This is a genomic window from Terriglobales bacterium (genome assembly GCA_035487355.1).
In the GTDB taxonomy this organism is placed as follows: domain Bacteria; phylum Acidobacteriota; class Terriglobia; order Terriglobales; family Acidobacteriaceae; genus QIAW01.
This window is the reverse complement of the sequence record DATHMF010000088.1, coordinates 1-26,994: the sequence shown is the minus strand read 5'-3', so window position 1 is coordinate 26,994 and position 26,994 is coordinate 1. Positions and strand designations below refer to the sequence as shown.

26 protein-coding genes are annotated in these 26,994 nt (G+C 52.3%); 7 read left to right on the top strand and 19 right to left on the bottom strand.

Features of this window, described 5'->3' with window-relative positions; translation table 11 throughout:
* The 3 genes from VK738_16295 to VK738_16285 form a co-directional block, all read left to right on the top strand.
* Positions 1 to 1,414 (top strand): prolyl oligopeptidase family serine peptidase (locus VK738_16295; protein HTD24220.1); only part of this gene is annotated, 1,414 nt, incomplete at its 5' end.
* 78 nt (positions 1,415 to 1,492) lie between these two features.
* Complete coding sequence (locus VK738_16290; protein HTD24219.1) at positions 1,493 to 2,299, top strand: SAM-dependent chlorinase/fluorinase; 807 nt, start codon at positions 1,493 to 1,495, stop codon at positions 2,297 to 2,299.
* Positions 2,300 to 2,617: 318 nt separating this feature from the next.
* The gene (locus VK738_16285; protein HTD24218.1) at positions 2,618 to 2,992 is read left to right on the top strand and encodes a tetratricopeptide repeat protein; all 375 of its coding nucleotides are present in this window, start codon (positions 2,618 to 2,620) and stop codon (positions 2,990 to 2,992) included.
* Here the strand turns inward: VK738_16285 and VK738_16280 are convergent.
* The 5 genes from VK738_16280 to pilB all read right to left on the bottom strand — a co-directional run bounded on the left by VK738_16280 (position 2,989) and on the right by pilB (position 10,574).
* Entirely contained in the window at positions 2,989 to 4,365 is a 1,377-nt protein-coding gene (locus VK738_16280) for a sigma-54 dependent transcriptional regulator (GenBank protein HTD24217.1), read from the bottom strand. The two genes, VK738_16285 and VK738_16280, sit on opposite strands and share 4 nt — an antisense overlap.
* Positions 4,358 to 6,040: an ATP-binding protein gene (locus VK738_16275; protein ID HTD24216.1), complete on the bottom strand. Its 1,683-nt coding sequence runs from the start codon at positions 6,038 to 6,040 to the stop codon at positions 4,358 to 4,360. The genes VK738_16280 and VK738_16275 overlap by 8 nt, the downstream gene beginning before the upstream one ends.
* A 381-nt stretch (positions 6,041 to 6,421) precedes the next feature.
* Positions 6,422 to 7,630, bottom strand: coding sequence for a type II secretion system F family protein (locus VK738_16270; protein HTD24215.1), 1,209 nt, complete (start codon positions 7,628 to 7,630; stop codon positions 6,422 to 6,424).
* A gap of 79 nt (positions 7,631 to 7,709) precedes the next feature.
* Positions 7,710 to 8,825: a type IV pilus twitching motility protein PilT gene (locus VK738_16265; protein ID HTD24214.1), complete on the bottom strand. Its 1,116-nt coding sequence runs from the start codon at positions 8,823 to 8,825 to the stop codon at positions 7,710 to 7,712.
* Positions 8,826 to 8,861: 36 nt separating this feature from the next.
* The gene (gene pilB / locus VK738_16260; protein ID HTD24213.1) at positions 8,862 to 10,574 is read right to left on the bottom strand and encodes a type IV-A pilus assembly ATPase PilB; all 1,713 of its coding nucleotides are present in this window, start codon (positions 10,572 to 10,574) and stop codon (positions 8,862 to 8,864) included.
* A 270-nt stretch (positions 10,575 to 10,844) separates the two neighbouring features.
* Between pilB and VK738_16255 the strand changes: the two genes are divergently transcribed.
* Positions 10,845 to 11,603 carry a hypothetical protein gene (locus VK738_16255; protein ID HTD24212.1) on the top strand — a complete coding sequence of 253 codons (759 nt, stop codon included), beginning with the start codon at positions 10,845 to 10,847 and terminating at the stop codon, positions 11,601 to 11,603.
* 72 nt (positions 11,604 to 11,675) lie between these two features.
* Here VK738_16255 and VK738_16250 read toward each other — a convergent pair whose 3' ends face one another.
* On the bottom strand, positions 11,676 to 11,957 hold the full coding sequence (locus VK738_16250) for a hypothetical protein (GenBank protein ID HTD24211.1): 282 nt from the start codon (positions 11,955 to 11,957) through the stop codon (positions 11,676 to 11,678).
* Positions 11,958 to 12,200: 243 nt separating this feature from the next.
* Here VK738_16250 and VK738_16245 point away from each other — a divergent pair, with 243 nt between their 5' ends.
* Complete coding sequence (locus VK738_16245; GenBank protein HTD24210.1) at positions 12,201 to 12,584, top strand: iron-sulfur cluster assembly accessory protein; 384 nt, start codon at positions 12,201 to 12,203, stop codon at positions 12,582 to 12,584.
* Between the two features lie 146 nt (positions 12,585 to 12,730).
* Here the strand turns inward: VK738_16245 and VK738_16240 are convergent, their stop codons facing one another.
* The 13 genes from VK738_16240 to VK738_16180 all read right to left on the bottom strand — a co-directional run bounded on the left by VK738_16240 (position 12,731) and on the right by VK738_16180 (position 24,335).
* Entirely contained in the window at positions 12,731 to 13,456 is a 726-nt protein-coding gene (locus tag VK738_16240) for a hypothetical protein (GenBank protein HTD24209.1), read from the bottom strand.
* Positions 13,457 to 13,485: 29 nt separating this feature from the next.
* Positions 13,486 to 14,109 carry a hypothetical protein gene (locus tag VK738_16235; protein ID HTD24208.1) on the bottom strand — a complete coding sequence of 208 codons (624 nt, stop codon included), beginning with the start codon at positions 14,107 to 14,109 and terminating at the stop codon, positions 13,486 to 13,488.
* A gap of 11 nt (positions 14,110 to 14,120) precedes the next feature.
* Entirely contained in the window at positions 14,121 to 14,654 is a 534-nt protein-coding gene (locus VK738_16230; protein HTD24207.1) for a hypothetical protein, read from the bottom strand.
* 1 nt (position 14,655) lies between these two features.
* The gene (locus tag VK738_16225; GenBank protein HTD24206.1) at positions 14,656 to 15,342 is read right to left on the bottom strand and encodes a PilN domain-containing protein; all 687 of its coding nucleotides are present in this window, start codon (positions 15,340 to 15,342) and stop codon (positions 14,656 to 14,658) included.
* Position 15,343: 1 nt separating this feature from the next.
* Positions 15,344 to 16,243 carry a hypothetical protein gene (locus VK738_16220; GenBank protein ID HTD24205.1) on the bottom strand — a complete coding sequence of 300 codons (900 nt, stop codon included), beginning with the start codon at positions 16,241 to 16,243 and terminating at the stop codon, positions 15,344 to 15,346.
* Entirely contained in the window at positions 16,244 to 17,905 is a 1,662-nt protein-coding gene (locus VK738_16215; GenBank protein HTD24204.1) for a GspE/PulE family protein, read from the bottom strand.
* 32 nt (positions 17,906 to 17,937) lie between these two features.
* The gene (locus VK738_16210) at positions 17,938 to 19,155 is read right to left on the bottom strand and encodes a type II secretion system F family protein (GenBank protein ID HTD24203.1); all 1,218 of its coding nucleotides are present in this window, start codon (positions 19,153 to 19,155) and stop codon (positions 17,938 to 17,940) included.
* 27 nt (positions 19,156 to 19,182) lie between these two features.
* Positions 19,183 to 19,866, bottom strand: a complete 684-nt coding sequence (locus VK738_16205; GenBank protein ID HTD24202.1) for an outer membrane lipoprotein carrier protein LolA — start codon at positions 19,864 to 19,866, stop codon at positions 19,183 to 19,185.
* Positions 19,867 to 19,884: 18 nt separating this feature from the next.
* The gene (locus VK738_16200; protein HTD24201.1) at positions 19,885 to 20,811 is read right to left on the bottom strand and encodes a hypothetical protein; all 927 of its coding nucleotides are present in this window, start codon (positions 20,809 to 20,811) and stop codon (positions 19,885 to 19,887) included.
* Positions 20,808 to 21,584 (bottom strand): ABC transporter permease, encoded by a 777-nt coding sequence (locus tag VK738_16195; protein ID HTD24200.1) that lies wholly within the window; start codon positions 21,582 to 21,584, stop codon positions 20,808 to 20,810. The genes VK738_16200 and VK738_16195 overlap by 4 nt, the downstream gene beginning before the upstream one ends.
* Complete coding sequence (locus VK738_16190; protein ID HTD24199.1) at positions 21,581 to 22,534, bottom strand: ABC transporter ATP-binding protein; 954 nt, start codon at positions 22,532 to 22,534, stop codon at positions 21,581 to 21,583. Before VK738_16190 ends, VK738_16195 begins: the two co-directional genes overlap by 4 nt.
* 77 nt (positions 22,535 to 22,611) lie before the next feature.
* Positions 22,612 to 23,577, bottom strand: a complete 966-nt coding sequence (locus VK738_16185) for a class I SAM-dependent methyltransferase (protein ID HTD24198.1) — start codon at positions 23,575 to 23,577, stop codon at positions 22,612 to 22,614.
* 2 nt (positions 23,578 to 23,579) lie between these two features.
* Positions 23,580 to 24,335 (bottom strand): glycosyltransferase family 2 protein, encoded by a 756-nt coding sequence (locus VK738_16180; GenBank protein ID HTD24197.1) that lies wholly within the window; start codon positions 24,333 to 24,335, stop codon positions 23,580 to 23,582.
* Positions 24,336 to 24,416: 81 nt separating this feature from the next.
* Here VK738_16180 and VK738_16175 point away from each other — a divergent pair, with 81 nt between their 5' ends.
* Positions 24,417 to 26,360, top strand: a complete 1,944-nt coding sequence (locus VK738_16175) for a tetratricopeptide repeat protein (GenBank protein HTD24196.1) — start codon at positions 24,417 to 24,419, stop codon at positions 26,358 to 26,360.
* A 289-nt stretch (positions 26,361 to 26,649) separates the two neighbouring features.
* A partial coding sequence (locus VK738_16170) for a prepilin-type N-terminal cleavage/methylation domain-containing protein (GenBank protein ID HTD24195.1) occupies positions 26,650 to 26,994 on the top strand: 345 nt, incomplete at its 3' end.

Genomic DNA, 26,994 nt, shown 5'->3' with positions numbered 1-26,994 from the left:
CCGCTTGATTTTCGGCGAGGGCCTCGGTGCCCAGGACTGGCCCAACGTTGTGCTCTCCGATGACGGCAAGTGGCTGCTCATCGATGTTGAGCACGGATGGACAAAAACCGAATTGTTCCTGAAAGATACGTCCAACGATTCGCCTCCGGTGCGTCTTACCACAGGCAAGGAATTCCTTTACACGGGCGACATTTTCGATGGCAATCTCTACATCACGACCAATGAAGATGCCCCCAGGTATCGGGTGTTCAAGGCGCCGCTCTCCAATCCCGGCCGCGAACACTGGAAAGAGATTATTCCCCAGGGCCAGGCTGTGCTGAGCAGCGCGGATATCGTCGGCGGGAAAATTTTTGCACATTATCAACAGGACGCAACCTCGCGGCTGAAGCTGTTCTCCACCGAAGGAAAATTCCTGAATGATATTCCGCTGCCTGGAATCGGCAACCTGGAAGACCTGTCGCGCGGCTATCAACTGGGAGGCCAGCACGAAAGTCATGAAGCCTTTTTCGTTTACCAGTCCTTTACCCAACCCATGACTGCGTATCGCTACGACCTGAAGAGCAGCAAAGTTTCTCTCTTCGCCAGCGTGAAAGCTCCGGTTGACCCCAGCGGCTACGAGGTCAAACAGATTTTTTACCAGTCCAAAGATGGCACGCGTGTGCCCATGTTTATCGTCCACAAGAAAGGGCTGGCTTTGAATGGCCATAATCCGGTCCTGCTGACTGGGTACGGCGGCTTTAATATCACCAATTCACCGGTTTTTCTGCGCGGCGCTTACCTTTGGCTGGAACACGGAGGCGTGTACGCACTGGCCAATTTGCGCGGAGGCGCAGAGTACGGTGAAGATTGGCACCGCGCCGGAATGCTCGATAAAAAGCAGAACGTCTTTGACGATTTCATCGCCGCGGGCGAATACCTGATCGCACAAAAGTACACGGATAAAAACCACCTGGCCATACAAGGCGGCAGCAACGGCGGTCTGTTGATGGGCGCCGCTCTCACCCAGCGTCCTGACCTGTTCCGTGCGGTAATCTGCCAGGTGCCTTTGCTTGACATGCTGCGCTATCAGAACTTCCAGATCGCCAAGCTGTGGATTCCCGAGTACGGCTCCTCCGACGATCCCAAACAGTTTGAGTGGCTCTATGCATACTCTCCCTATCATCATGTAAAACAGGGAACGCTCTACCCTGCCGTGCTCTTCATGACCGCCGACAGCGACACGCGGGTTGACCCCATGCATGCCAAAAAGATGGCCGCATTGATGCAAACCGAAGCCGCCAACGGTCCTGACCGGCCTATTCTTCTCCGTATTGAGCCCAAGGCCGGGCATGGCGCCGGCAAGCCGATCTCAAAGCTGATTGAGGAGAATACTGACATTTATTCATTTCTGTTTTGGCAATTGGGTGTGAAGTAGGAACGCTCACTTGACTTTCGCGCGTGCCCGCGATAACTTCCGAACTTTGCACAATTCAAGAGCGATTTGGAGAGCTGAGTGGCCCCTTTTCAGCGGATGGTAACTTTAACTACCGATTTCGGCATTACAGAGCATTATATCGGCGCCATGAAGGGCGTTATCTACAACGTTAACCCTGCTGCGCAGATCGTGGATATCAGTAATTCGGTCCATTCCTATGATCTGCTCGATGGCGCGCTGACCCTCGCCCAGGCTTATAGTTACTATCCGCCTAATACGTTGCATGTTATTGTCGTGGACCCAGGCGTAGGAACTGCCCGGCGGCCCATCCTGGCCACCTGCGGCAAATACTTGTTCCTGGCGCCCGACAACGGCGTTCTCTCTCTGGTATATGAGCGCGAAGAGGCTGTTAGCGTCCGCCACATCACCTCCCAGCACTATTTTTTGCAACCGATTAGCAACACCTTTCACGGGCGCGACATCTTTGCCCCTGTTGCCGGCTGGCTCAGCAAGGGAGTTGATACGGAAAAATTTGGGGAAGTGATTACAGATTTTGTGCGCTTTACCGCCCCCAAACCCAAGCTGGCAGGTGACAATCTATTCAAAGGTATTGTGATCAAAGTGGATAAGTTCGGGAACCTGATCACCAATATCACTCCCCATGACATGCCACAGTTGTTCACCCCCGACCCTCCGGCATTCAAAATTTTTGTCGGCAAAGCCGAGATTACCAAGATGAGAACCACCTATGCCGAGGGCGCACCCGGTGAGGTGTTTGCCGTATTGGGCAGCATGGGATTTTTGGAAATTGTCACCAATCGCGGATCGGCGCAAAGCAGCATTGGAGTAGGTAAAGGCAGCGAAGTAGGAATTAAGCTGGAATAGGGGTGTGGCGGCCTCTTCGCAAGGTTAAGGGTTTTTGGGTTTAGGCCGTGCGTAGCGGTCCATCTCTGAAGTCCAATGCAAGAATCGGACCAAGTTACTTCGCTCCCGCCACATAAACCCCCAAAACTCCAGAAAACCAATCTTGTTCATCTTCAGACCACAGTAGGTTTCAATGCGCCATTTCAGATAAGGGCTGCGCCAGGGCGTAAGGCGATATCCCCGAGTGGCATTCCAGACGAATTGCAGAAGGTATTTCATTCATCTTTAATTCTAAGGGCTACAGCCGCAATATCGCGATGTTAAAATCAAGTTCTTAGCATGAGAGACGCTCGCCAGACCGCAGAAGAGCATTTCTATACCGCTCTGGATTTTTTTGCCCAAGGCAAACACAATGAGGCCATCAAGGAATACCACGCCGCCATTGACGCCGACCCCACTTACACAGATGCGCTGCACGGATTAGCGCGCATTTACCAGGATCTCGACCGTTACGACGAAGCTATTGCCATTGCACAGAAACTGGCGGACCTTGACCCCGATGACGTGCTCCCGCATACCAGCCTCTCCATCCTATTTCAGAAAAAAGGAATGATCGCTGAAGCCGAGGCGGAAGCCAACCGCGCCCGCGTGCTTGGGTGGAAGCAGCAACTCAAGCAGAGCGTCGCTAAAAAAGATACGGACGGGGCAGCCTAAATCTCATATTTTTTCATCAGATGGCGGAACGACCGGTAGGAGAGCTTGAGCATCTCTGCCGCGCGCGTCTGCACCCCATTGGATTGCCGCAAAGCAGACTGCAACAGCGACCGCTCGATGTCTGAAACATAGTTCTCCAGGTCCAATCCTTCGGCGGGAAAACTTGCTCCCACGGGCGCAGCAGCGGTAGTCGAGCCCGATCTGATTTTCGAACGCTCTACCGGTATTTCGACTTGCAGTTCGTCTGTACTCTCCAGGGCGACGGCGCGCTCAATGGTATTTTCAAGTTGCCGCACATTTCCCGGCCACTCATAGGCAGCCAATTCCCTCAATGATTTTTCCGCGGTTCGCACAATACTCTTCCCCGCGGCGGGAGAATACTTTTTAAGAAAATGCTGCACCAGCAATGGAATGTCTTCCTTGCGCTCGCGCAAGGGTGGCACGTCAATCGGGATCACGCTGATGCGGTAATAAAGGTCTTCGCGGAAGCTTTTCTCGGCTACCATGGCATCCAGATCCTTGTTGGTAGCAGCAATTACGCGCACATCAATAGGAATCTCGTGGCTGCCTCCTATCATGCGAATGCACCGCTCCTGCAAAACACGCAGCAGCTTGACCTGCATGGCCATGGTCATTTCGCTGATTTCATCGAGGAAGATCGTACCGCCATTGGCGACTTCAAAAAGTCCGCTCTTGTTCTGCGAGGCCCCGGTAAATGCTCCTTTGACGTATCCGAAGAGCTCGCTTTCCAATAGTGTTTCAGGAAAGGCGCCGCAGTTGACGGAAACAAACGGCTGGCTGGCGCGCGGCGAGCAGGCATGCACAGCGCGTGCCACTAGCTCCTTGCCCACGCCGCTTTCTCCGTGCACCAGCACGGTGCTTTGCGTTGGCGCTACAGTTCGGATGGTCTGTTTGAGCTGCTGGATGCGCGGGCTGCTTCCCGTAATATTGTCGAGCGAGTTGCGGGTTGAAGCATCGCGCTTGAAAGCGAAGTTCTCACGCCGCAGAGAAATGGTCTCCAAAGCTCGCGTTACTGCTACCCGGATTTCCTCCACCAACCCAGGACCTTTGTGAATGTATTGAAACGCCCCGGCATTTACGGCATTGACAGCGGCTTCATAGTCTTCTACGGCTGTTATCAGAATTACAGATGTTTCTGGTGAGGCCTTTCGGGTATGACGCAGCACTTCGATGCCGTCGTGGTTCGGCATTTTAATGTCACTGATGACCACATCATACAGAGCGCTGCTCAGCTTCTTGATGGCCGCTTCACCCGAGGTAACAGTTTCGATGCGGTGTCCTTCTTTGCGTAGCGAGATTTCCAGGACTTCGCAGATGGAACGAGTATCATCGCAAACCAGGATGCTACCCATTCACTCCTCCTGCCTTCGCGAGCTCTAACCGCCCCTTGTCAGGACCGTGCTGGCTAGAGTCGGCTTTGGGTGGGCGGAGGAACTCAAGCCGAAATTCAGAGCCCTTACCCGCGGCCGAGCTTACTGAGATCTGTCCTTCATGCGCCTGGATAATCTGATACACGATGGCCAGCCCCAGCCCCGTTCCACCTTCAAACCGGGATTGGAATGGTTCAAAGATTTTTTCCATCAGTTGCGAATCCATTCCAGAGCCGGTATCGCCAAAGTAAATCATCCAGGTTTTTTCTTTCTCCATCAAACCTACGGTCAGCGTTCCCCCTCCCGGCATCGCACGCACTGCATTCTCACAGAGGTTCCAGAAGACCTGTTTGAGTTTGTCGCCATCCACGATGGCCAGCGCGTCCGAGGTCGCATATTGACGGACAATGGAAATTTTTTTAGCGCTCGACTTTGCCGGGTTCAAGATCAGCGGATGGTTTTCCAGCAAGGCCAGCGTGTCATTCAGCAAAGCGACAAGATTCTGCGGCCTGAACTTGTAACTCTTTTCGCGTGAATAAATCAAAAAGTCGGAGATAATCCGGTTCAACCGCTCTGATTCGCGCGTAACAATCTCCACCAGTGTGCGTTGCTCGTCGTTCAAGGTGGAGATATTGGTCAGCACTTTCACCGAACCAGCAATCGAGGAGAGTGGGTTGCGTATCTCGTGGGCGATGCCTGCAGCCATGCGTCCCACGGCGCTGAGCCGGTCGCGCATTCGAATTTCGTGCTCCAGGCGGCGAAGATCGGTTAAATCGGCAAATGTATAGATATAGCCCAGTTCGCCCTGCTCAGCCACGCGCAACAACGAAACCTTCATTCCAAAGATCTTTTCGGTTCCCTCAGGCGTCACGCAGCGCACCTCGCCCTTGATGGAGGGACTCTCAAATCCAGGGAGCCGGTCGAGAAAGAGCTCCTGAACGTTCTTCCCGATCACGTTTTGCACTCTTCGCTCCAGCAATTTTTCACCGGCGGGATTCAACAAAGTGATGCGGCCCTGCAGATCTGCCGTGATCAAGCCTCCGCTCATCGAATGGATGATACTTTCGTGGAGCGCCTGCAAATTTTCCAGTGCCTGTACGTCTCCCTGCCGCAATTTTGTGCTCAGCGTACTGGCCAGGTAGGCCACGGCAAAATATGCACAAAAGTTGACCACGATCACCAATTGCAGGGTTTTGTTGTCGGGCCGGGAAGACATGGAATAGGAATGGAGCAAACCGTATTGCGTAAACTCCAACATCGCGGCAAAGAGAACAAAAGAGAGGCCCGCCGTCAAATATGCCCATACGCGCGGCAACTGAATGCTGGCAACAATAATGATCAGGGGATAGAGAAAATTGAAGGATGTATCGATACCGCCGGTCACATAGAGAAGCGCTGTGGAAAAGGCGATGTCGGTCAGGATCTGCAGGCGCACATGCGCGCGTGTATCATGCCACAGCGCCAGCAGAAGAATCTCGAAAAAAGAAATGGAATACCAGAGAACAATGATGGAAATGAACCCGCGGACCGGAACGCGGACATTGGTTTGCGTGAGCTGGAGAATCGCCAATTCAATGCCCAGCAGGAAGGTGATGATGATGATGCGCACCTTCCCCATCCAACTCAGCCAGGCGCGGTCATTCAGTTCATTCTGCATCGTTTTATCTGAGGACTCCGCAGCCAAAACCAGGCTGCTACGCCCTCGCTCTTGATTCGCGCGTGACAGCGCTCATCAAGAGCTCACCCGGTTATCTATGGGCTCCGCGCTAAACCGCTACGCCCTCGCGCTACGCTCGCGCGATCCGGCGCTCGCTTCGCGCTCACCCGGTTATCTAAGGACTCCGCAGCCAAAACCAGGCTGCTACGCCCTCGCTCTTGATTCGCGCGTGACAGCGCTCATCAAGAGCTCACCCGGTTATCTAAGGCTCCGCGCTAAACCGCTACGCCCTCGCGCTACGCTCGCGCGATCCGCTCACGCTGGTTCGGCGCTTCGCTTCGCGCTCTCCCCCGCTCACCCGGTTTGCTTTGAAGGTGCCGTTTACCCTGCCAGTTTGGCGATCATGGAGAACAGCGGCAGATAAAGAGAAATCACTATGCCGCCCACCACGACTCCCAGGAATCCGATCAAGAGTGGTTCCATAAGCGTGAGCATGTCTTTGATGGCGGCATCCACCTCGTCTTCATAAAAGTCAGCAATCTTCTGCAACATCGCATCCATGGCGCCCGTAGCTTCACCCACACCGATCATTTGCACCACCATGTTCGGGAAAACGCCGCTCTCCCGCAAGGGATCAACTATCGTGCGGCCTTCTTCCACTGCCTTGCGTACCTTCATGATGCTCTGCTCCAGAACAGCATTGCCTGAGGTACGGGCTGTAATAGTAAGCCCTTCCAGAATCGGGACACCTGAAGTAATCAGTGTTCCCAGAGTACGGGTAAAGCGGGCGACCGCAATCTTCCGCAGAATCTGGCCAAGGACCGGCAGTTTCAAAAGCAAGTTATCGAAGAAAAATCGGCCTTGGGGGGTGGTTCTTGAATATTTGATTGCTACTCCGGCGATGATGAGGAGAAGAACGAAAATCCAGCCAAATTTACCGATAACCTCGCTGAGGCCGATAACTACACGGGTCATTAAAGGTAATGTGACATCAAGGCCGGCAAACAGATTGGCAAAAATAGGAACAACCCATTTTAGAAGGCCAGCCACAATAATAGTAGCAATCGAAATGACGGCCGTGGGATACACCAGCGCGGACCGTACAGCCGCTCTCAGTTTGACCGCCTTTTCAACATAGGTTGCAAGCCGCTGCAAAATCACGTCGAGGATACCGCCGGTTTCGCCGGCTTCAATCATATTCGTGGCCAGATCATCGAAAATCTTGGGATACCCGCGCATGGCATTGGCCAGCGTAGAACCACCTTCCACCGTCGTCCGGACACCGGTCAAACATTTTTGGAAGGTCATATTTTCCTGGTTGGCAGCCAGAATTTCCAGGCACTGAACCAGCGGAAGACCAGCATCTATCATGACCGAGAACTGCCGGAAGAAAATGGCGATGTCCTTCGTGGGGACACTGCCTCTGCCAATCGTGGGCAGGTTGAACTCCTTGCCCTTTTCCTTGATCGCACTCGCAGTGATGCGTTCGCGGCGAAGTTGGTTCTGCAAATCCTGCTTGGTGGTAGCATTGCGGTCGCCCGAGACTTTTTCACCTGTGGCAGTTTTTCCTGTAAATGTAAATACTGGCATTTTTCTGTCTCCTGTCTGCGTAACCGAACCGGAGTTACGCTTCCTCCGGAGATACAATGACCTCCGGCCTTAAAGGTCCTTAGCGTTTCACGGCTACAGCCGGAGTATTCTGCTTCGTAACCAGGCCCACGCCACGGTTGATCATTTCCTGCAACTCATCAGGCATGGATGAGCGTTGCATGGCTATCTCTAACGTAATCTGCTTTTGAAAATACAGCGTAGCCAGTGACTGATTGAAGGTCTGCATTCCAAACTTGTCCTGTCCGGATTGCATGGCCGAATAAATCTGGTGAATCTTGTCTTCGCGGATGAGATTGCGAATGGCGGCATTAGGAACCATGATTTCCATGGCCATGCAGCGGCCTTGACCGCCGACCTTGGCCAGCAGCGATTGGCACAAAATCCCTTCCAGCACCAGGGAAAGTTGCGCGCGGATTTGTGGCTGCTGGTGCGCCGGGAATACGTCAATGACGCGGTTAATGGTGGAAGCCGCTGAGTTGGTATGTAAGGTACCGAACGTCAGGTGACCGGTTTCAGCAATGCGCAACGCCGATTCAATGGTCTCCAGGTCGCGCATTTCGCCGATCAACACCACATCGGGATCTTCGCGCAACGCAGCCCGGAGCGCATCGGTGAATGATTTTGTATCGGCGTGCACTTCGCGCTGGTTGACCAGGCAGCTTTTATTCTGATGCACGAACTCGATGGGATCTTCGATGGTGATGATGTGGTCGTGGCGCTCGGTATTAATCTTGTCAACCATCGCCGCCAGGGTTGTGGATTTGCCGGAACCGGTAGGGCCGGTAACCAGGATCAAACCGCGAGGTTTTTCACAAAGCTTGGAGACAATTGCAGGCAGCCCCAGTTGCAAAAACGACTTGATCTCGAATGGGATCACGCGAAATACCGCGCCGGTCGCCCCGCGCTGGTTAAAAAGATTGCCGCGGAAGCGCGCCAGCCCCTTTAAACCGAAGGAGAAATCCAACTCCAGGTTTTCTTCAAAGCGGTGCTTCTGCGCGTCGGTCAGCACACTGTAGGCCAACTGTTTGGTCTCCGCAGGGGTAAGCGGCGGCATATCGAGCGGTACCAGGTGACCGTGGACCCGCACTTGCGGTGGCGAATTGGTGGTGATGTGGAGGTCGCTTCCGTTCATCTCCAGCATTTTTCGAAGCAGTTCGCTTAGTGTGGCTGTCATAATTTTTCCAGTCCCCTCTATAAAAATATAAAAACTTTAATGGATGGTCTCGCGCGCCACTTCTTCCAGTGTGGTCACGCCTTCCATGATCTTCACCAGTCCGCTGCGCCGCAGGGTAAGCATGCCGCGCTCAATGGCTTTCTTCTTGAGTTCAACCGCCGACGCACCCACAAGAATTAATTCGCGGATCTCATCGTCAACTTCCATTACCTCATAAAGACCACAGCGGCCTTTGTAACCTGTGCTGTTACAAACGGAACAACCTTTTCCCTTCTTGGGTTTGGTCTTTTTAGCCTCTTCCGGAGTGAATCCAGCCTCGATCAGCGTCTGCACAGGCAAATCAAGCGCTTCTGCGCAGTCTTTACACACACGGCGCACCAGACGTTGCGCCACAATCATATGCACCGAGGTCGCCACCAGGAAGGGCTCAATTCCCATGTTCATCAGGCGGCTGATGGTCTCAGGGGCGCCGTTGGTATGCAGCGTGGAAAGCACCAGGTGTCCGGTAAGAGCGGCCTTGATGGCGATTTCAGCGGTTTCAAAATCGCGAATCTCGCCCACCAGGATGATGTTCGGGTCCTGCCGCAAAAAAGCGCGCAAGGCTGTGGCAAAGTTCAAGCCAATGGATTCCTTCATCTGCACCTGGTTGACACCATTGAGCTGAAATTCGACCGGGTCTTCAGCGGTCATAATGTTGGTATCCGGCTGGTTCAGGCGAGAGATGGAAGAGTAAAGCGTGTTGGTCTTACCCGAACCCGTCGGGCCGGTGACTAGGACCATGCCGTAGGGCTTGAGGATGGCCTTCTCGAATTTCGTCAGCGATTCCTGCTCGAAACCGAGTTTAGTCATATCGAGGCGCAGATTTTCCTTGTCCAACAACCGCATGACGACCTTTTCACCCCACAGAGTAGGCAGGGTGCTCACGCGATAGTCGAGCTGTTTTTTCTTTCCTCCGATGTTCATCTTGAGCATGATGCGCCCGTCTTGCGGCAGGCGTTTTTCGCTGATATCCAGCTTGGCCATGATCTTGATGCGGGAAGTAATGGCGTCCTTCATGCGCAACGGTGGATTCATGATGGGTTGCAGCATGCCGTCAATGCGAAAGCGTACGCGATATTCCTTTTCGTAGGGCTCAATATGGATATCACTGGCGCCACGTTTCACCGCGTCGGAGAGAATAATGTTGACCAGCTTGACGATCGGGGCCTCTTCCGCCTGCTTTTCCAGTTGATCAAGGCCGAGGTCCTGCTCTTCCGCAGACAGCTCGACATCGGCATCCATATCGGTTACCGAGGCCATCACCTTTTCCAGATCTTCCTCGTGCGAGACGCTATAGGCCTTTTCAATCCCCTCCATGATGGCAGCCTCGGAGGCCACCACCGGCTCGATATTGAAGCCGGTCATGAACTTGATATCATCCATGGCAAATACGTTAGTAGGGTCAACCATGGCGATCGTGAGCGACGCCCCTACGCGGCTCAAGGGAAGAATCTGGTAGCGTTTCGCGGTGTCATAAGGCACCAGCTTCACAACTGAACCATCAATTTCAAAATAAGAAAGATTAATGGCCGGAACACCGTATTGGCGCGAAAGAAAGTTGGTTACATCTTCGTCGGAGAGAAAACCAAGCTTCACGAGAGCAGACCCCAGGCGGGAGCCACTCTCTTTTTGCATCCTAATGGCCTGGTCTAGTTGCTCCGGAGTAATGACCTTCTCTTTAACAAGCAGGTCTCCCAACCGCTGGGACATACGTGCGTCTCCCTTATTGAATCACCAACCGCAAATTGTGACTCTTTGCGCTAATTTTGTGGCGCAATCTTCCTGGGGGAAAAAAAATTGCGAGTTTGGCGAATCGTAGTCTGAGTGACAGAAATTGTCAATCGAGATTTGTTGTCTCCTTGGTAACGAAAGGGAGACTGCCTAGGTTTAAGATAGTGCTAGAACTAAAAGAACAGCTGGCACATATCCGGTATTTGCTTTGCTTTCATGCAATTAGAATAAAAATAACAAGTGACAACAATGCAAAAAATCCACCGTATCTACACGGTGTTGCGCACCTTCTACGGACCTCAATCCTGGTGGCCGGCGAAGACATCCTTTGAGGTTGTGGTCGGGGCATATCTGACCCAAAACACCTCCTGGAGCAACGTAGAGCGGGCGCTGGGCAGCCTGCGCAGGGCGGGCAAACTCAGTGTAGAAGGAATGAGCTCTCTTTCTGTGGGAAAGCTGGGGCAACTCATTCGCTCTTCTGGATACTTTCGCCAGAAGTCTCGCAGCCTTAAGGCGTTTCTTGCCTATCTTGATGCCCGCCATGCCGGCTCCTTGCGCAGGATGTTCGCACGCCATCGCACAACCCCTGCCGCCTTGCTGGGGCTTCGCGAAGAGCTGCTGGAATTGCATGGAATAGGTCGAGAAACCGCGGATTCTATTTTGCTTTATGCCGGAAATCTTCCAATCTTTGTTGTGGACGCCTACACTCGCCGCATACTCGCACGTCACAGCATTATTTCTGAGGATGTAAGCTACGAAGCAATACGAAAACTGGTTGAGAAAGCTCTGGGCCCATGGCATGGCAGTGAAAAACCCTTTCGCACGAGGCCTGCGGCAGTAATACGCAGCGATTTGGTCCGCCATTTCAACGAGATGCATGCTTTGCTGGTTCGCGTGGGGAAAGACTATTGCTACAAATCGGATCCCAATTGCGAAGCTTGTCCCTTGCGGAAGCTTCTTCCTGGACAACTTTTGCAAAAGCATAGCGGGAAGGATCATAGCGGGTGAGCGGCGGGCCGAGCGCTGTCCGGTGCGAACCAAAAGCGAGGGCAGAGCAGCCTGGTTTTGGCTGCGGAGCCCTTAGAAAGAAGCCCCATGCGGGAGCCACGGGCATGCGGCAATGAATTCCTCGAAATTCTGGTCCGGCCCTGACGCGGAAATCTTGGTTCCATAAGCACTGGCGTACCATGCAGTCCAGCTTGCAATGTCGTCAGCCAGGTTGCTTCCGGTGAGCTGCCGCAAGGCATCGAAAATCCACGTGCGTCCCACCGCATCAATCCTGGGATCGGCAGCAAAACGCAACAGGCTGGGTAGCAAGTCATGAACTTCCGTGTTTTTGCGAGTTTCAAAGTGGCGTGTCATAGACGAAGTGTAATTCGGAGCGTACAGGCGCCATTTGACCCCGGCAAGTTACGAAAGTAACTTTGGCGTTGGTGGCTTCAGAGTTTGCTGGCGTTCAAACCGTCAGGCGACTTTCTGAATCCTGAATCCAACAACGGGCGAACTCCATCAAATCTATATCGGATCTATAGAGTTAGGGATGCTATAATTCAGCAAGTTGGGAATTTTTCCTAAGGTTTAAGATTTTAAGGAGACATATTCAAAATGGCGTCTACAACCACAACAACGAATGTTGAAACCGCTCCGGCCCCTGCAAAGACTGCGCCCCTCAACCTGACACCGAACGCAATTGTCAAGGTGAAGGAGATCATGGCCCAGCAAAACCCGGTCCCGGCTGGACTGCGCGTAGGCGTGGTTGGCGGCGGGTGTTCCGGCTTTTCCTATTCCATGGCCTTCGAGAACGCGGCTGGAATGATGGATAAAACCTTTAACTTTGAAGGCCTCAAAGTTTTCGTTGATGCTACTTCATTGATGTACCTGAACGGTTGCATAGTTGATTATGTGGACACGCTTGAAGGTTCAGGCTTCAAGTTTGAGAACCCGAACGTAAAGAGCACTTGCGGCTGCGGCTCCTCATTCAACGTGTAATCAGCATAAGAAAAACAGAATTCAGCCCTGCGCCCTGGCGCGGGGCTTTTTATTTATTGAATTTATTGATCACGTGAAATGACGCCAGAAAGCGCCGTTAGTGTGGTTATTGAGGGTTCCTGGTGTTGTTAATGGAATTGTTCCTATTATTTCGTATTGTTATTTATGTTCTGTTGCTGGAACATTTGCTGCCCTACTGCCACATCCATTCGTGGATCGTAGAAAAACTGCCAATCGTTATAGTGGTCCTTGCCGTTCACTTCCTTGATAGAAGCCTTGGTGCTCGTGCTGGAAACCCCCACGATCGGCCCACCGCCAAAGATTTGCCCTGGCTTTAATCCATTGCTGTCCGTTTGAGATCCCGTCTGTGGCTGGTTCCCCGGCTGGTTTCCCTGTCCAGTGGGCTGCGTACCGGGTTGGCTGGCATCAAGAGTACCGTTGGTAACCGGATTCGGGATAGGAGGCGTTATAGGAGGAATGCTATTGGGACTGACATTATTACCAACGTTGTTATTCGTGCCATTTTGGGTCAGGCTTTTGCCAAAAAACCCTGTGGGTTGATAATTAACGTCCAGCGGATGCAGCAACTTGAATTCCTTGCCCGTAATTGGGTCTTTGTACTCGCGGCGTAGAAAGCGAAGATGATTGGTGTCCTTGAGCTCATCGACGCTGTTGGGATAACGGCCGAATTTTCTGTAAAAACGCCTGATGGCACGGGCATATTGATCGCCACGGTGGATTAGCTCCTCTTCCTGCGTCCGCTTCATGTCCACAGCAACCGCGGGGGCTGCCTCCACGATCGCCAGAGTAAGCAAAGCCAACATGAATAGAATCACCAGTATGACGTAGCCGCGCTCACCGCGTTTCCGCACCACCTTTCCCGGAATTGGCCACAAACGCCTCACGTCAGCTTCTCTGTCAATGGAATAGTCTGCGTGTTTTCATTCAGCACGTCTTCAATATCAACCGATGTGGCAGTGATGCGCACGATCTTGTAGCGGCGGTCCACGATATCACCTTCGCTGGCGATAAAAATATCATCCCCTTGCGACAGAAAGGCCTTTTTCGGTTCCCCTGGTTTGTTGGCAAAACCAAAAAATTTCAATGGGATATCCGGCGGCCTCGGACGCCCAGGCACGACAAGAGGCTGGCACCATCGCATTCCACGGCTCGGCCCTCCCGGCTGAGCGCATACCGGCGCCACTGCAACGACAGGGGGATCGGGCTCGGCTTTGAAAATGTTGCGGCCGGTTCCGTTGTAGACCACACCCTCGCTTGCAAGCAATAGATCGGTTCGCAAAGAAGGATCAAGGCTATCGCCCACCCGCGACTTTACGGCCGCCTTGTGCGCTGCCAGACGTGACTCCGTAGCGGGCGTGCTTGCTCCGGGCTGGCTCGCGTTCGATGCCGAGGCAGTTGCCGGCGAGCCCTTATCGAAGACCATGTAGACAAAAAGGACCAGTGCAAAAACCATCAGCCCGGCTGTAATGATGACCTTCTTCGGATTATCCGCGCCTAGTTTCATGTTGATTCAGCTTAACTCTTCAAAAATGTCTGTGCTTTCAGGGCCAGTTTGACCCCACCGCCCTGGTCACCGGACAGACCGACGCTTTCCACGATAAAAAATATCTTGTCGCGTTCCATGCCATTAATGAACTTAACCAGTCCTGTGTAATCTCCCTCAAGATTGGCGCCGATATCAACTTCGGTCAGATTGGGCATGTCAGACGGTTTGTTTTCGTAGGATGCCTGCGTGATCCGTATCTTGCTTTGTTCAGCCAGCTTGCCCAATTCTGTAGGGATGGCAGAGTTTTTCTCCGGCAAGCGGTCTTTGTAGAAAGTATTCAACTGCTTCTCCGCATTCTTGAGCTTTTCGTCCATGCCCATCAGCGGCTCGTATTCTTTGCGTTTGAGCTGAAGATCGTTTTGGGCTTGTTCAAGATCATGTTTCCTGATCTCGGGAGGGCTTGTCAGAGGCGAAAACAGAAAGGCAATTACGATGGCATCGACCACCAGCAAGCCGATCATGACAGCTTGCATGCGTTCGCGGGTTTGTTTCAGGTTCGGCATTCTATTCTGCACCATTTCCCCGGTTGGCGGAAATTACAGTATGGTTGTTACCGGCGGGAGTTTTGCTGCCCACGGCAGGCTTGCTGCTGTGTGGTCCTTTTTCTTTCTCGGGCACGTGTAATTGTGGAACGTAATACGCGCGCAGCTCAAATTTCATGGTGTCACCGCCAGGCTGGGGCTGCTGTGTGTTTTCTATACGCAGAATCGCATTGCGGAAATAGCGCGACTTTTCCAGATTCTGCAGCAATTCAATGCCTTTGTCGCGGGAGTCGCCCGCCGCCGTGATTGTTACCTCGATTTGGCTTTCTTTATCCAGTTTGGGCTCGATGGAAACAATATGCACCCGCGTCGGCATGAGGGTCTCCATGTCTGAAAAGACCTGCGACCAGGCAAAAGACTTTATGGCAATGAGCCCGTTCACGAAAGCCGCTCGATCGCGCGTACCGCGGTTTTCCGGGCGGTTCAGGATAACTCGCGCCTGATTTTTTTCGTCATCCAGGTCGCTGATTTGCTTTTGAATGGCTGCAATCTGTATTGAGATGGAGCGCGTGCTCGTCCATTCGTGGATGGCAACCGCGATCAATACAATTGTCACCAGCGCCAGCAACCCCAAAGCTGCTCCCCAACGGCGATAAAAATTACCTGCGTCCTCATACGGGTGTGAAGCGAGATTGATGTTCAAACGCATATTAGGAAAGCAAAGCTCCTGCCACTCCGGCCAGAAACGAAGCTGATGTCCCGCCGGAAAGGCCGCCGCTGACGTAACGTTCAGGAACCAACTCCTCGATAGGCACTGTCAAACTGGATTGCAACACCGGGGCAATTTCCGCGGCAGAAATATTTCCACCTACCAGCACGCGTTCCACCTCGGAGCCGAAATTATCCTGAAAAAATACCATGGAAGGATGAATGTCTTCGACCAGACGGCCGGCTTCCATCGCCTCCGATACTGCATGGTCCATATTGCGGAACAAGCGTAAGGTTTTCGCATCCACGATGGCCAGGGTTGTCATGGATTCCGAAGTCTTGATCACGAGTGTGGGGCGACTGGCATCCACAATTCCCAGCGAAGCCAGGCTGGAGGGCACCACAATACCCGGAGCGTAACCGGCTTGCACCAATGCCGATTCGTATTCTTCAACCACGCTGGTCAAGGCCACTGCGGCCACAACCTTCAGGCCTTCTGCCGAGCGGTCAACATGATACGAGATGACAGCCTTTTCCACGTCAAAAGGCAATGACTTGCGCAGGCGAAAACGAATCACACCCACGGCTTCTTCGTACGAATCCGGTAGTGCATCAAAATCCAGCAGAATCACCCGAACCGCCGGGTCGGGAAGGACCACGATCACGTCCCGGAGCCGTCCGCTGAGCGCCCCCAGCGCATCTGCCAGCACAGCACTGAGGGTACCGGTATCGTTGATGTTTTTCCCGGTAAGCGAAGGCGTCAGTATTCCCGGAGGCAGAGCGCGTGATGTATGAATTTCGATATGCTGTCCACCTTCGTTGACGCGGGCAGCTACCACACGATCGCTGCAAATTTCACATGCCAGCGTAGGACGCGCGTTCTTGGATGTGCGAGTTGCCATTTAGCGTGATGTCTCGATGAAGGTGACCTTGTTGATTTCTTTCAGGGTAGTAATTCCAGCTCTGACCTTAGCCAAAGCCGATTCGCGCAGGAATTGCATGCCTTCCTCGTGGGCCGCCTTGCGGATTTCCGAACTGGGCCTGCGGGAAAGAATCATCTCGCGGATGCGGTCGCTCAGATCCAAAAGCTCATGGATCGCTGTACGGCCTTTGAAGCCGGTTCCAGCGCACTCAATGCAGCCAGGCCCCTCGGAGAAGCTAAAATCACGCCACTCCGGTTGATTGAGCCCGCTGGCCTCCAGGACATCTGCCGGATAGCGCACCGGGGTCTTGCAGGAATCGCAGATGATGCGCACCAGCCGCTGGGCCAGAATGCAGTTGAGCGCAGAGACAAAGTTGTAAGGGTCCACGCCCATATTCATGAATCGCCCCAGCACGTCCACTACGTTGTTAGCGTGTACCGTAGTGAAAACCAGGTGGCCAGTGAGCGCCGACTGTATGGCGATCTGCGCTGTCTCCTGGTCGCGAATCTCGCCGACCATGATCTTATCGGGGTCGTGGCGCAAAATGGAACGCAATCCGCGGGCAAATGTGAGGCCCTTTTTCTCGTTCACCGGAATCTGGGTGACGCCGCGAATCTGGTACTCCACCGGATCTTCAATCGTGATGATCTTGTCTTCGTCGGTCTTGATTTCGTTCAACCCAGCATACAGCGTAGTGGTTTTTCCGCTGCCCGTGGGGCCGGTGACCAGCACCATGCCATAGGGCTCTGCGATGAACATCCGGAAGCGCTTGATATCTTCAGCGCTGAAACCCACAACATCCAGGGTAAGATTGCGGAACTTCTCACTCATGGATTCCTTGTCGAGCACGCGCAGCACAGCGTCCTCGCCATGAATCGAGGGCATGATAGAAACACGAAAATCAATGGGACGCCCGCTGTATCGCACGCGGAAGCGGCCGTCCTGGGGAACGCGGCGCTCAGAGATATCGAGTTCACTCATGACCTTGATGCGGGAAATGATGGTGGAATGGTGCTCCTTGGCAATCGACTGCATGGCCTGCTGCAGCACGCCGTCAATCCGGTATTTGATGACCACGGAATCATCCCGGGTCTCGATGTGAATATCACTCGCCCGACGCTGCAGTGCGGTAAAGATCGTAGTATCCACGAGCCGGATGATGGGGCTCATGTCCTCATCGGCAGTGATTCTCTCGATGGAGATGGTTTCATCTCCATTTTCGCTGTCCCGAATGACATCCAGGGCAAATCCTTCGCCGGCTTCTTCCAGCACACGCTGCGATTGCTCGGTCTTCTTCAGAATGTCGTTGATTTGCGAGAGCGTGGCCACCTTAGTGAGGATGGGCTTGCCCAGCAGCAGCCCGATCTCATCAATCATCATCAGCCGGCTCGGATCAGCCATGGCGATGGCCAGCCGCCCATCGGAGAGATTTTCCAGGGGCACGAAATTGTAGCGGAACATTAAATCCACCGGGATCGAACGGAACAACTCGTGCTGAATATGGAAATTACGAAGATCAATGAACTCGCTGCGGTAGCGGCGCGCCAGGTCGTGTGCGCGCGAGTATTCTTCGTCAGCACTTCCGGTGAGGATCATTCCATCAGCCACACCGTTGACGAACAAAGATTTGTTATCTGGCATAAAAGACCAACCTTAAAGCAAACACCGTAGTTTTAGTGTCCAAGATTGCCATTGGCTCCGAGACTAAAGATGGGCATGTACAAGGATATCAGCACACCGCCCACGATAATGGCCATTCCGATCAAAATAACAGGCTCGATCAGTGACATGGCCGCAGCCATAGTAGTTTGCACATCTTCTTCAAAGAATTCAGCGACCGAATTCAACATGGGCCGCAGAGCTCCTGTGGACTCTCCCACCTCAATCATCTCTACCGCCATATCGGGAAATACTTTAGTGCTTTCCAGGCTGCTGGCCAAGGGTTGCCCTTCCCGCACCTTGACGGTTACGTCAGAAACCGCATTCGCGATCAGCCTGCTTTCCATAGAACCGGCAGCGGTCTCAAGACAGGTAACCAGGGGCAAGCCGCCGGCCAGGAGCGTCGCCAGGGTCCGGGAAAACATGGCAATCTGGTATTTCAGCCAGATCTCGCCCAGAAACGGCAGCTTGAGACGCAGGCGGTCAATGCGCTCTGCCCCAGACTGTGTTTTTCTCCATCGCATTACAAACAGAATGAGGAAGGCGACAGCAGATCCAATAATCCAAAAATATTTTTGGGCTATCGTGCCAAGATTCAACATGAAAACTGTAATGGCCGGGAGTTGGGCATCCAATTGCCCGTAGAGTTCACCGAATTTGGGTACAACAAAGGTGATGAGGTAAGTCAGGACCACAGTGACCGCCACGATCAGAAGCGTCGGATAGACCAAAGACGAAAGCAGCTTCTTGCGAATCGTTAATGTTACCCGCTGGTACGAGATATAACGCATCAGCACTTCTTCCAGGTTTCCGCTCTTTTCACCTGCCAGCAGGGTTGTCGTGTAAATACGGGGAAACACTTTCTGTGCCGTAAAGGCGGCTGAAAGTGGCTCTCCTCCCTGCACACGTAAGCGGACATCCTCCAGGAGCGACCGGAAATAAGGGTTCCTTTGCCGCTGCGCCAGCAGTTTGAGCCCAGTCAAAATAGGTAAGCCGGCATGAATGAGCGTATAAAATTGCTGATTGAAAACAACGAATTCCTGGAGCTTGATGCGCCGGCGCTGGGAAAAATTGACCTTTCCTCCGGCCAGCAGGCCGCGGGAGCGGATGGATTGAATATACAACCCCCGCTGTGAAAAACGGTCGCGGACTTCAGATTCGTTGTGAGCGCTTTCTACCTGCTCGGTCACATGGCCACGCTCATCGGCCAGCTTAACCAGAAATTCGGGCATAGAAAATTACTCCAAGTTTAGCACTGTCTAGGGAGCAAGGCTGTTGCCCTCGAGAACCTCGACTCCATGGGGTGGGCTGAAATCAAACAGATAATCGCCTGCTTCCGCATTTTCTTCCAGGTTCTCGAAGCGGAATTCTGTCCTTGAGCCGTCATTCTCATGAATGACAATGCGAACAATTTCATATTGAGGAGTGATTTCGAGCAACACATCGGAAATCTGATCGCCCATAGATTTTGGGGCACCCCGCAACATCCTGTGGCCCGCTGTTATTGGTGTTTCATCGGTTGCAAACGAGAGGCCCGTCAATTCCTTTTCCAGCCTGGTCTTGCCTAACAGGTAACGCAATGGCGAGCGCACGTCATCCAGTGCCTTGACCTCTGTCTTGCGGACCTGTTGCTCTCCTGGGACATAAAAATAAGCGGTCTTACCATCCGTGATGAAAAGCTTGGGACGGGGAGAGTTGTACTCCCAGCGCATTTTCCCGGGCTTCTTCAGGATAAGTGTGCCCTTCTCCAAGCGCGTCAAACCGGCGCCTTGGTACTCTTCCGCGAACTTCGCCCGCAGAGTATGCATGCGGTTGTAATGGTCATCCACGTGGGCCGCAAATTCAGAAACTGGCATCTGGGCAAGGCTTAGGACGGCCGTTCCGCAGAACAACCCAGCTAAGACCAGCACCTTCCAGAAGAATTTCGGCTCAATTCTGTACATGCATGATTTGGATGCAGCTTACTTGCCCCTAGTGCTTAAGTCCATATCACTTGGTTGCTGCCCTGGAGGCAGGCCCTGGGTGATAAAGGGAAGCTCACGATAAAACTCTACCATCACGTGCCCGTCAGGAAACAGCTCATAGGGATACCCCAGGGGATCCCTAGGGACGCTCGGGAGCACATGGACGGCAACGAGTTCGTTAAACCCGGCAGGAAGGTGCCCTGTTCGGGCTGCATAAGTGCGGGCAAGAGCTTCAAGTTGCAAGACATCCTGGTCTACCTGCAATGCCCGCAGATGCTTGATGGCATTATCACGAATCAGACCATCATTGAAGCTTTCATAAACGGCTTGCCACAACATTTGGGCGGTTTGGTAATCACCGCCTTTTTGCAGAGTTCTCGCTGCTATGACTTTTAAAAAAGGATGCGCACCGGGGATCTTTGAACCCTGTTCAAAAGCTCGTCCTGCCGCCGGGTAGTCCTTGAGTTCCATGTAGTAAATAAAGCCGAGCCCCTGATACAGCCTCCAGGAATCGGGGTTTTCCCGGATTCCCTTTTGCAACAGGGCCGCTGCCTTGAGCGGTTCGCCGGCCCCCCGTGGCGGGGGTTGCGTCAGAAATATAGAGCCGAATTCATAAGCCGGGATCAAGTGAGTATCCAGGTCGGTAGCCATATCCAACAACGGATACAGCAACTTATACTGACTGGCGTTCTCAATATGTTTGGCCCCAAAGTACTGCACCACCCGCGTCCAATAAATATCAGCAACCAGCCCCTCAAATCCCACACTCATTCGCTTCACGACTTTTGAGGAGGGTATATACAACACCTCTTCCAGAGTGGCCGCTGGCCGCAGTTGGTCTAGTCTGCTCTCCACCAGCATCGACCCGGCAAAGCATACCACCAGCAAAACTGAAAAAAATGCATTTGGCCTTCTGGATTTCATTTGAGGTTTCGGCGCTCGAAGATGAGAACAGCCCCAGACACAACCGCGCACGAGTACAGTGCGGCATACAGGGTGTTATTCGCAAAAAGTGCGAAGGTGATGGGTTGATCATGCGCCACCGACGAAATTACATTTAAAGAACCGAAATTGGGTAACGCATAAGCCACCCCGGCTATGACCCAATGCACCGTTCCCTCGGAAAGTTTGGCGAAATTCTTCAAATCATCGGCGAAGGTGCCGATGACAAACAACGCAAATGCGAAAATTGCGGAAAAAATAGGGGTCGAAAAAGAGGAGAACAGAAGCGCAAGAGCGATGACAATGACGAATTGCAGCACAATAAAATAAATTGCCAGCAGGATATTTAAATCTGATGGGTGAAGGCCGTGAGAGACATAGAAAAGTGCGGCATAAAAACCCAATGCCATGAAGAACGTATTCACTCCCAGGGTTTCAATGAGTCCAAAAAATTTGCCGATAATAAATTCCCATCTGCGGACTGGCCGCGCCAGGACGGTATAGAGCGTCTTCTTTTCAATTTCCTTGGAAACCAGTTGAGTGCCGATAAAAATCGCAATGACAACGCCAAAAATCGAAATGGAAGTCAGGCTCAGGTTGATGACTACAATTCGCTCGATATCCAGTGAAATCTGGCCGAAAAGAACTGCCGCAGCTACAAGCAAGAGCGCAAACAAGATCAAGTTGTAAAGCACCCGGTCGCGAACGGCTTCACGAAAGGTATTCGCAGCAATGGCGGCAATACGCTGGGTCATCGTGCGACCTCCAGTGCAGATTGGGGCTTTTCTCCGATTTGCTGAATGAAGTAGTCTTCCAGACTGGAACGCACAGGGTTAACAGAAATAATCTGCCCGCGAGAATTGCGGATAATTTCCAGCGCCCGGTCGAGTTCCGCTACTGGCACAATGGCGTGCGTGGTAGGGCCATGGATCTTGCATTCCGCTCCCAAGGCCTTGATTGCCGGCAGTGCTGTCTCACCGCCGGCCCAGAGGATTTCCGTTTGATTCGCTTTTTCGGCGCTGGTTACGAGCTCCGAAACCACGCCTACACCTCGCAGCTCGCCCTTATGAATCACCGCTACGCGGTCGCAGAGCGATTCGGCATCGGCGAGAATATGGGTGGAAAAAAACACCGTTTTGCCTTCATCTTTCAGGGTGTTAATAAGGTCCCGGACCTCTCGCCGGCCGACGGGATCTAACCCCGACATGGGCTCATCCAGAATTACCACCTGCGGATCGTGCAGGATTGCCTGCGCTATGCCAACCCGTTGCAACATGCCTTTGGAAAACTTTCGGAGCTGCAACTTGCCCACATCCGCAAGCCTCACCCGCTCCAGAACCGCGTCCACGCGGCGCTTGCGCTCAGCCGCGGGAACGCCCGAAAGCCAGGCAAAATACTCCAGCAGCTCGGGTGCGCTAAGGTGGTCGTAAAAGTAGGGCTGCTCAGGAAGAAAGCCGATCATGCTTTTGACTTTGGGATCGCGCCAATCCATACCAAGAATTTTTGCTGTCCCCTCGGTCGGAAATATCAATCCCACCAGCAGTTTCAGGGTCGTGGTTTTGCCGGCTCCATTGGGCCCCAGAAAGCCAAAAACTTCGTTTTGCTCTACGCTGAGATAAAGAGGCTCAAGACCGGTCTTTTGCTGCTTCCGCCAAAAGCCCACGGTGTAATTCTTCTGAAACCCTAGAATTTCAATCGCTGGCATATTTGGTTCCGAAACGGAATAGAGTGCGGCACTATTATAAGAAATCTTGTCAAAAATATTCTACCTATTCCTGAGGTTCAGCCGGGGCAATTATTATCTCGAATCTGCGCTGCAATAATCAACGTTCCTCCCTGCCGAATTAAAGTTCCCAGGGCCAGCAGAGGAAGCGCCCCTGCAGAAAACGCAACCCCACCCAGCCAGCTTGTCCCCCGCTGGAGCGCACCTGCCGCATTCTTGCGATGCGTCAGTTGATGAAAGAATAAATTGGGCGTCGGCAGCAATCGGTTGAGAATGCTTTGTGTCCATCCCAATAAATCGTATTCAAACTCCTGGTGCCAGCTTCGCAGCAGATTGAACTCCGTGGAATCGAGCAGCTTCTGCAATGACTGGTATGTGAAATGGTACAGATGCCGGGGAACATCCAGATGAAACCAGCGATCACCAAAGCATCGCGCCTGCAAACCACCGGCATCAGGGACAGCCAGCAGCAATAGGCCAGAACGTGGATTTAACAGCTTTCGTGAAAAATCAATCGTGGCATGGGCGTCCTGCATGTGCTCCAGGCTGTGCCATAGGGTAATACAGTCAAAGGGCGCGCGTTTTTCTACAGCCGTCAGGTCCGTCTCGACCGCCAGTCCTGCGCTACGAGCCAATGAAGCGTTCATCTCCGTGCCGGTAACGTTCCATCCTGCATAGCGGGCGTGCAGCAAGAAGGTGCCGTCCCCACAACCAACGTCGAGAATACTTCTGCCCTTCCCTGCTCCAGCAATTTGCGTGAGCAACCGTACTCGTCGTTGTGCGCAATAACGGGCAGTAAAACTGTGCCTTCCACCGTGATAGCTGACATCGTAGTAAGCTCCCAGATTCCCAGGAACTGGGTGGGTGTGGCCCAACCCGCAACTGCTGCAGGCCAAAATGGAAAACTTTTCTCCGCTGCCCGGGTCCATGACCCTGGAAAATTTTTGGGCGAGAGTTCCTCCGCATGCGTTGCAGCATAGGTTCTTCGGTTGTGTCGCAGGAAGAGATGGAGAGTCGGTGGACAAGGTTATCGGGCAACTTCCTCGTAATAATCCAAAAACAGTTTACGGCCGACCGTACTGAAGATTCTGAAGTTCCCAAGGTGCATCTTCTGCAAGCGGTACTGCATGGAGGTGGCCAGCACTCCGAAGCCGTACTTTACGCTGCGACGAAAGTTAATGGAAGAGGCCTCGGCAAAATACTTTGTCGGGCAGGATATTTCTCCAATCCGGTAGTCGAAATAAGACACTTGGGCCAGCATTTCATTATCAAAGATAAAGTCGTCGGTATTTTCCTCCAGTGGGAGTGTGGACAATACTTCACGGGAAAATGCCCTGTAGCCCGTGTGATACTCCGAGAGCTTCTGCCGCATGAGAATGTTCTGAAATGCGGTCAAAAAACGGTTGGCTACATATTTATAAAGCGGCATTCCACCTTTTAACGTCCCCTTGCCCAGGATGCGTGATGCCAGAACGACATCGTACTCTCCGTAGGCAATCATCCCTGCCAAAGAGACGACGAGCTTGGGAGAGTATTGATAATCGGGATGCACCATGACGACGATGTCGGCATTGCGGCGCAGCGCCTCACGATAGCAGGTTTTCTGGTTCCGTCCATACCCCAGATTCACTTTATGAACAAATGTAGTGAGGCCAAGTTCGCGGGCTTTGGCTACGGTTTCGTCGGAGCTGCCGTCATCCACGAGAATGACTTCATCCACGACCTCCAACGGCACCTCGCGATAGGTCCGTTCCAGGGTTTTTGCGGCGTTATACGCCGGCATTACGGTTATAATCCTTTTACCGTTCAGCAAAACGTCACTCCCTCAAGCTATAGCTGCAAGTTTTATCACAGGAGTCCAGGGTTGAACACTACCATTGCAAAAGAACAGGATACTTCTTCTCCACATTCGAAATATCGGCTTTTCGGCCGGCAAGACTTACCTGTACCTGAAGGTGGACTTTTTGCTTCTGTCCGCAAACAAAAACTCCTGGTCTCATTACTCTTAATCGCAGTTACACTCTTACTTTATGCACCGCTCAAGGAACACAAGTTTATTAACTATGACGACCCTGCCTATGTGACCTCGAACCTACGGGTGCAACAAGGCCTGAGTTGGAAGAATGTCATTTGGTCTTTCAAGACCACCTCAGTTGCTAATTGGCACCCACTAACTTGGATTTTCTACCTGCTGGATTGTCAACTTTTCGGCCTTAATCCCGCAGGACACCATTTCACCAATCTTCTCTTGCATGTCATCAATGTCGTTGTTTTGTTTCTCCTGCTCCACCGCGGGACCGGTGCTCTATGGCGGAGTGCATTTGTGGCGGCTCTTTTCGCTTTGCACCCGCTGAACGTTGAGTCGGTGGCCTGGGTCGCCGAATTGAAAAACGTATTGAGCACATTATTCTGGCTTTTGACAATCTGGGTCTACGGTTGGTATGCGCGCAACGTCAACTGGAAGCGTTATCTGGTAGTGGTTGTCTTGTTTGCTCTGGGCTTGATGGCGAAGCCGATGCTTGTGACTCTGCCATTTGTGCTATTACTGCTGGATTACTGGCCACTTCAACGAATGAGGTTGGGGCACAGCCAGGACTCGAACCCTCAATCTAAGGATTTCTTTGCGCTCATTCTTGAAAAAGTTCCCTTGATATTGCTATCGGTCGCAAGTTCTGTCATCACCGTCATCGCTCAAAAATCTGGCGGGGCACTGGCGCCGGCATCTGCCATTCCGCTGCGAGCGCGTATCTTCAATGCGCTTTTTGCCTATGCGGATTACATTGTGAAGATGTTTTGGCCGCAGAATTTGGCGGTCTTTTACCCAATACCAACTCATGGTTACCCATGGTGGCAACTGACGGTGGCTACATTGCTCATTGCCGTTATTACAGCAATTGTTTTAAAGGCAAGAGACCGGCGTTATCTGCTGGTTTGCTGGCTTTGGTATTTAGGTACGCTGGTTCCGGTGATTGGGCTTGTTCAAGTGGGAGGCCAATCCATGGCCGATCGCTATGCCTATGTGCCCTTGATTGCAATATTCCTCATGATTGTCTGGAGCGCGGCAGAATGGGCCATGGGCCGCAAATTTCTCCAGCATGCCTTGAGTGTGGCTGCAATTTGCATACTCATTGTTATTTCTCTTGCTGCACGTCATCAAATAATTCAGTGGCACGATGACTTTATTTTGTTTACTAATATCCTCAAAAACTCGCCACGGAATCCTATTGCCCATAACAACTTAGGAACAGCTCTCGCAAACTCGGGAAGATTAGATGAGGCAGCGCCGCATTTTTATGCCGCCGAGGTGATTAATCCACAAGACGCGGAAGTCCACTATAATCTCGGCCGTTATTTTTTGCAGAAAGGCAAACCTGATCAAGCCATACCTGAATACGGACTTTGTTTATATTGGACTGGCAATCAAACTTTGGCCGCAAAGGCACGCTTTGACCTTGGACTGGCATTCTCTCAAACGCACCAGGTTGAGCAAGCCAAGGCTAATTATCGTGCTGCAATCAAGTTGAATACTGAAAGTCCTCAAGCCTATGTAAACCTCGGCGTAATCTTATATTCGGAAAAAAAAACAGATGAGGCAATGGGCCTTTTTACCCAAGCACTCCAGGTTCAGCAGGATGCTTTAGCATATTTTTGGATGGGCAGAATTCTGCAAGATGAAAACAAGTTACCGGAAGCTCTGAAAGCCTACCGCGCTGCACTCACAGCATCGCCAAATTTAGTCATGGCACAACACAACATAGATTCCATTTTACAGACGCAAAATTTTGATCAAAAGAAACCCCACAATTAAGGGTTTGCTCCTTGTTGACGCAAGGTGACGTTTTCTGTCATTTAGCACGACATTTTTTGTTACTTTATGCATATAGTCAATATTCTCGGTCGAATCTCACTGAATATTTGGAATGAACTTAATTGAAGGTTTTCTGTAAGTGATTGAATGAAAACGACTTTCACTCAGCACTGTCGCTCAATAATTGGTCGGTAAATGTGGTACGCAAAGTGCTCCACAAGGTAGTCGGCTAAAAAAATTCTAGAGTAAGTGGCATCCAAATTTCTCGGGAAAAGGAAACTTAAGGATTATGAAAAAACAAAAAGGCTTTTCGTTAATTGAATTGTTGATTGTGGTAGCGATCATTCTGATCATTGCAGCCATCGCAATTCCTAACTTGATTCGCGCCAGGATTTCGGCCAACGAATCTGCAGCGGCGGCGGCCACACGTACCATCGCTACGGCTGATATTCAGTATCAGACCTCATTTGGCTCTTATGCCCCCAATCTCAGCTCCTTGGCGTCCCCGGCGGCAGGTTGCCCAACCGGCACAATCCCGCCCAGCACAAATGCATGCTTGATTGACTATGCACTTGGGAACGCAGTCCCTGCTACCCCCAAGAGCGGATACGCTTTTGTGGCGGCAAACTCCAAT

Bases quoted from the DNA above. Each gene is read 5' to 3' on its own strand.
- VK738_16285 (HTD24218.1), top strand. From the start codon at position 2,618: ATGAGAGACGCTCGCCAGACCGCAGAAGAGCATTTCTATACCGCTCTG.
- VK738_16280 (HTD24217.1), bottom strand. From the start codon at position 4,365: ATGGGTAGCATCCTGGTTTGCGATGATACTCGTTCCATCTGCGAAGTC.
- VK738_16275 (HTD24216.1), bottom strand. From the start codon at position 6,040: ATGCAGAATGAACTGAATGACCGCGCCTGGCTGAGTTGGATGGGGAAG.
- VK738_16270 (HTD24215.1), bottom strand. From the start codon at position 7,630: ATGCCAGTATTTACATTTACAGGAAAAACTGCCACAGGTGAAAAAGTC.
- VK738_16265 (HTD24214.1), bottom strand. From the start codon at position 8,825: ATGACAGCCACACTAAGCGAACTGCTTCGAAAAATGCTGGAGATGAAC.
- pilB (HTD24213.1), bottom strand. From the start codon at position 10,574: ATGTCCCAGCGGTTGGGAGACCTGCTTGTTAAAGAGAAGGTCATTACT.
- VK738_16255 (HTD24212.1), top strand. From the start codon at position 10,845: ATGCAAAAAATCCACCGTATCTACACGGTGTTGCGCACCTTCTACGGA.
- VK738_16250 (HTD24211.1), bottom strand. From the start codon at position 11,957: ATGACACGCCACTTTGAAACTCGCAAAAACACGGAAGTTCATGACTTG.
- VK738_16245 (HTD24210.1), top strand. From the start codon at position 12,201: ATGGCGTCTACAACCACAACAACGAATGTTGAAACCGCTCCGGCCCCT.
- VK738_16235 (HTD24208.1), bottom strand. From the start codon at position 14,109: ATGAAACTAGGCGCGGATAATCCGAAGAAGGTCATCATTACAGCCGGG.
- VK738_16230 (HTD24207.1), bottom strand. From the start codon at position 14,654: ATGCCGAACCTGAAACAAACCCGCGAACGCATGCAAGCTGTCATGATC.
- VK738_16225 (HTD24206.1), bottom strand. From the start codon at position 15,342: ATGCGTTTGAACATCAATCTCGCTTCACACCCGTATGAGGACGCAGGT.
- VK738_16220 (HTD24205.1), bottom strand. From the start codon at position 16,243: ATGGCAACTCGCACATCCAAGAACGCGCGTCCTACGCTGGCATGTGAA.
- VK738_16215 (HTD24204.1), bottom strand. From the start codon at position 17,905: ATGCCAGATAACAAATCTTTGTTCGTCAACGGTGTGGCTGATGGAATG.
- VK738_16210 (HTD24203.1), bottom strand. From the start codon at position 19,155: ATGCCCGAATTTCTGGTTAAGCTGGCCGATGAGCGTGGCCATGTGACC.
- VK738_16205 (HTD24202.1), bottom strand. From the start codon at position 19,866: ATGTACAGAATTGAGCCGAAATTCTTCTGGAAGGTGCTGGTCTTAGCT.
- VK738_16200 (HTD24201.1), bottom strand. From the start codon at position 20,811: ATGAAATCCAGAAGGCCAAATGCATTTTTTTCAGTTTTGCTGGTGGTA.
- VK738_16195 (HTD24200.1), bottom strand. From the start codon at position 21,584: ATGACCCAGCGTATTGCCGCCATTGCTGCGAATACCTTTCGTGAAGCC.
- VK738_16190 (HTD24199.1), bottom strand. From the start codon at position 22,534: ATGCCAGCGATTGAAATTCTAGGGTTTCAGAAGAATTACACCGTGGGC.
- VK738_16180 (HTD24197.1), bottom strand. From the start codon at position 24,335: ATGCCGGCGTATAACGCCGCAAAAACCCTGGAACGGACCTATCGCGAG.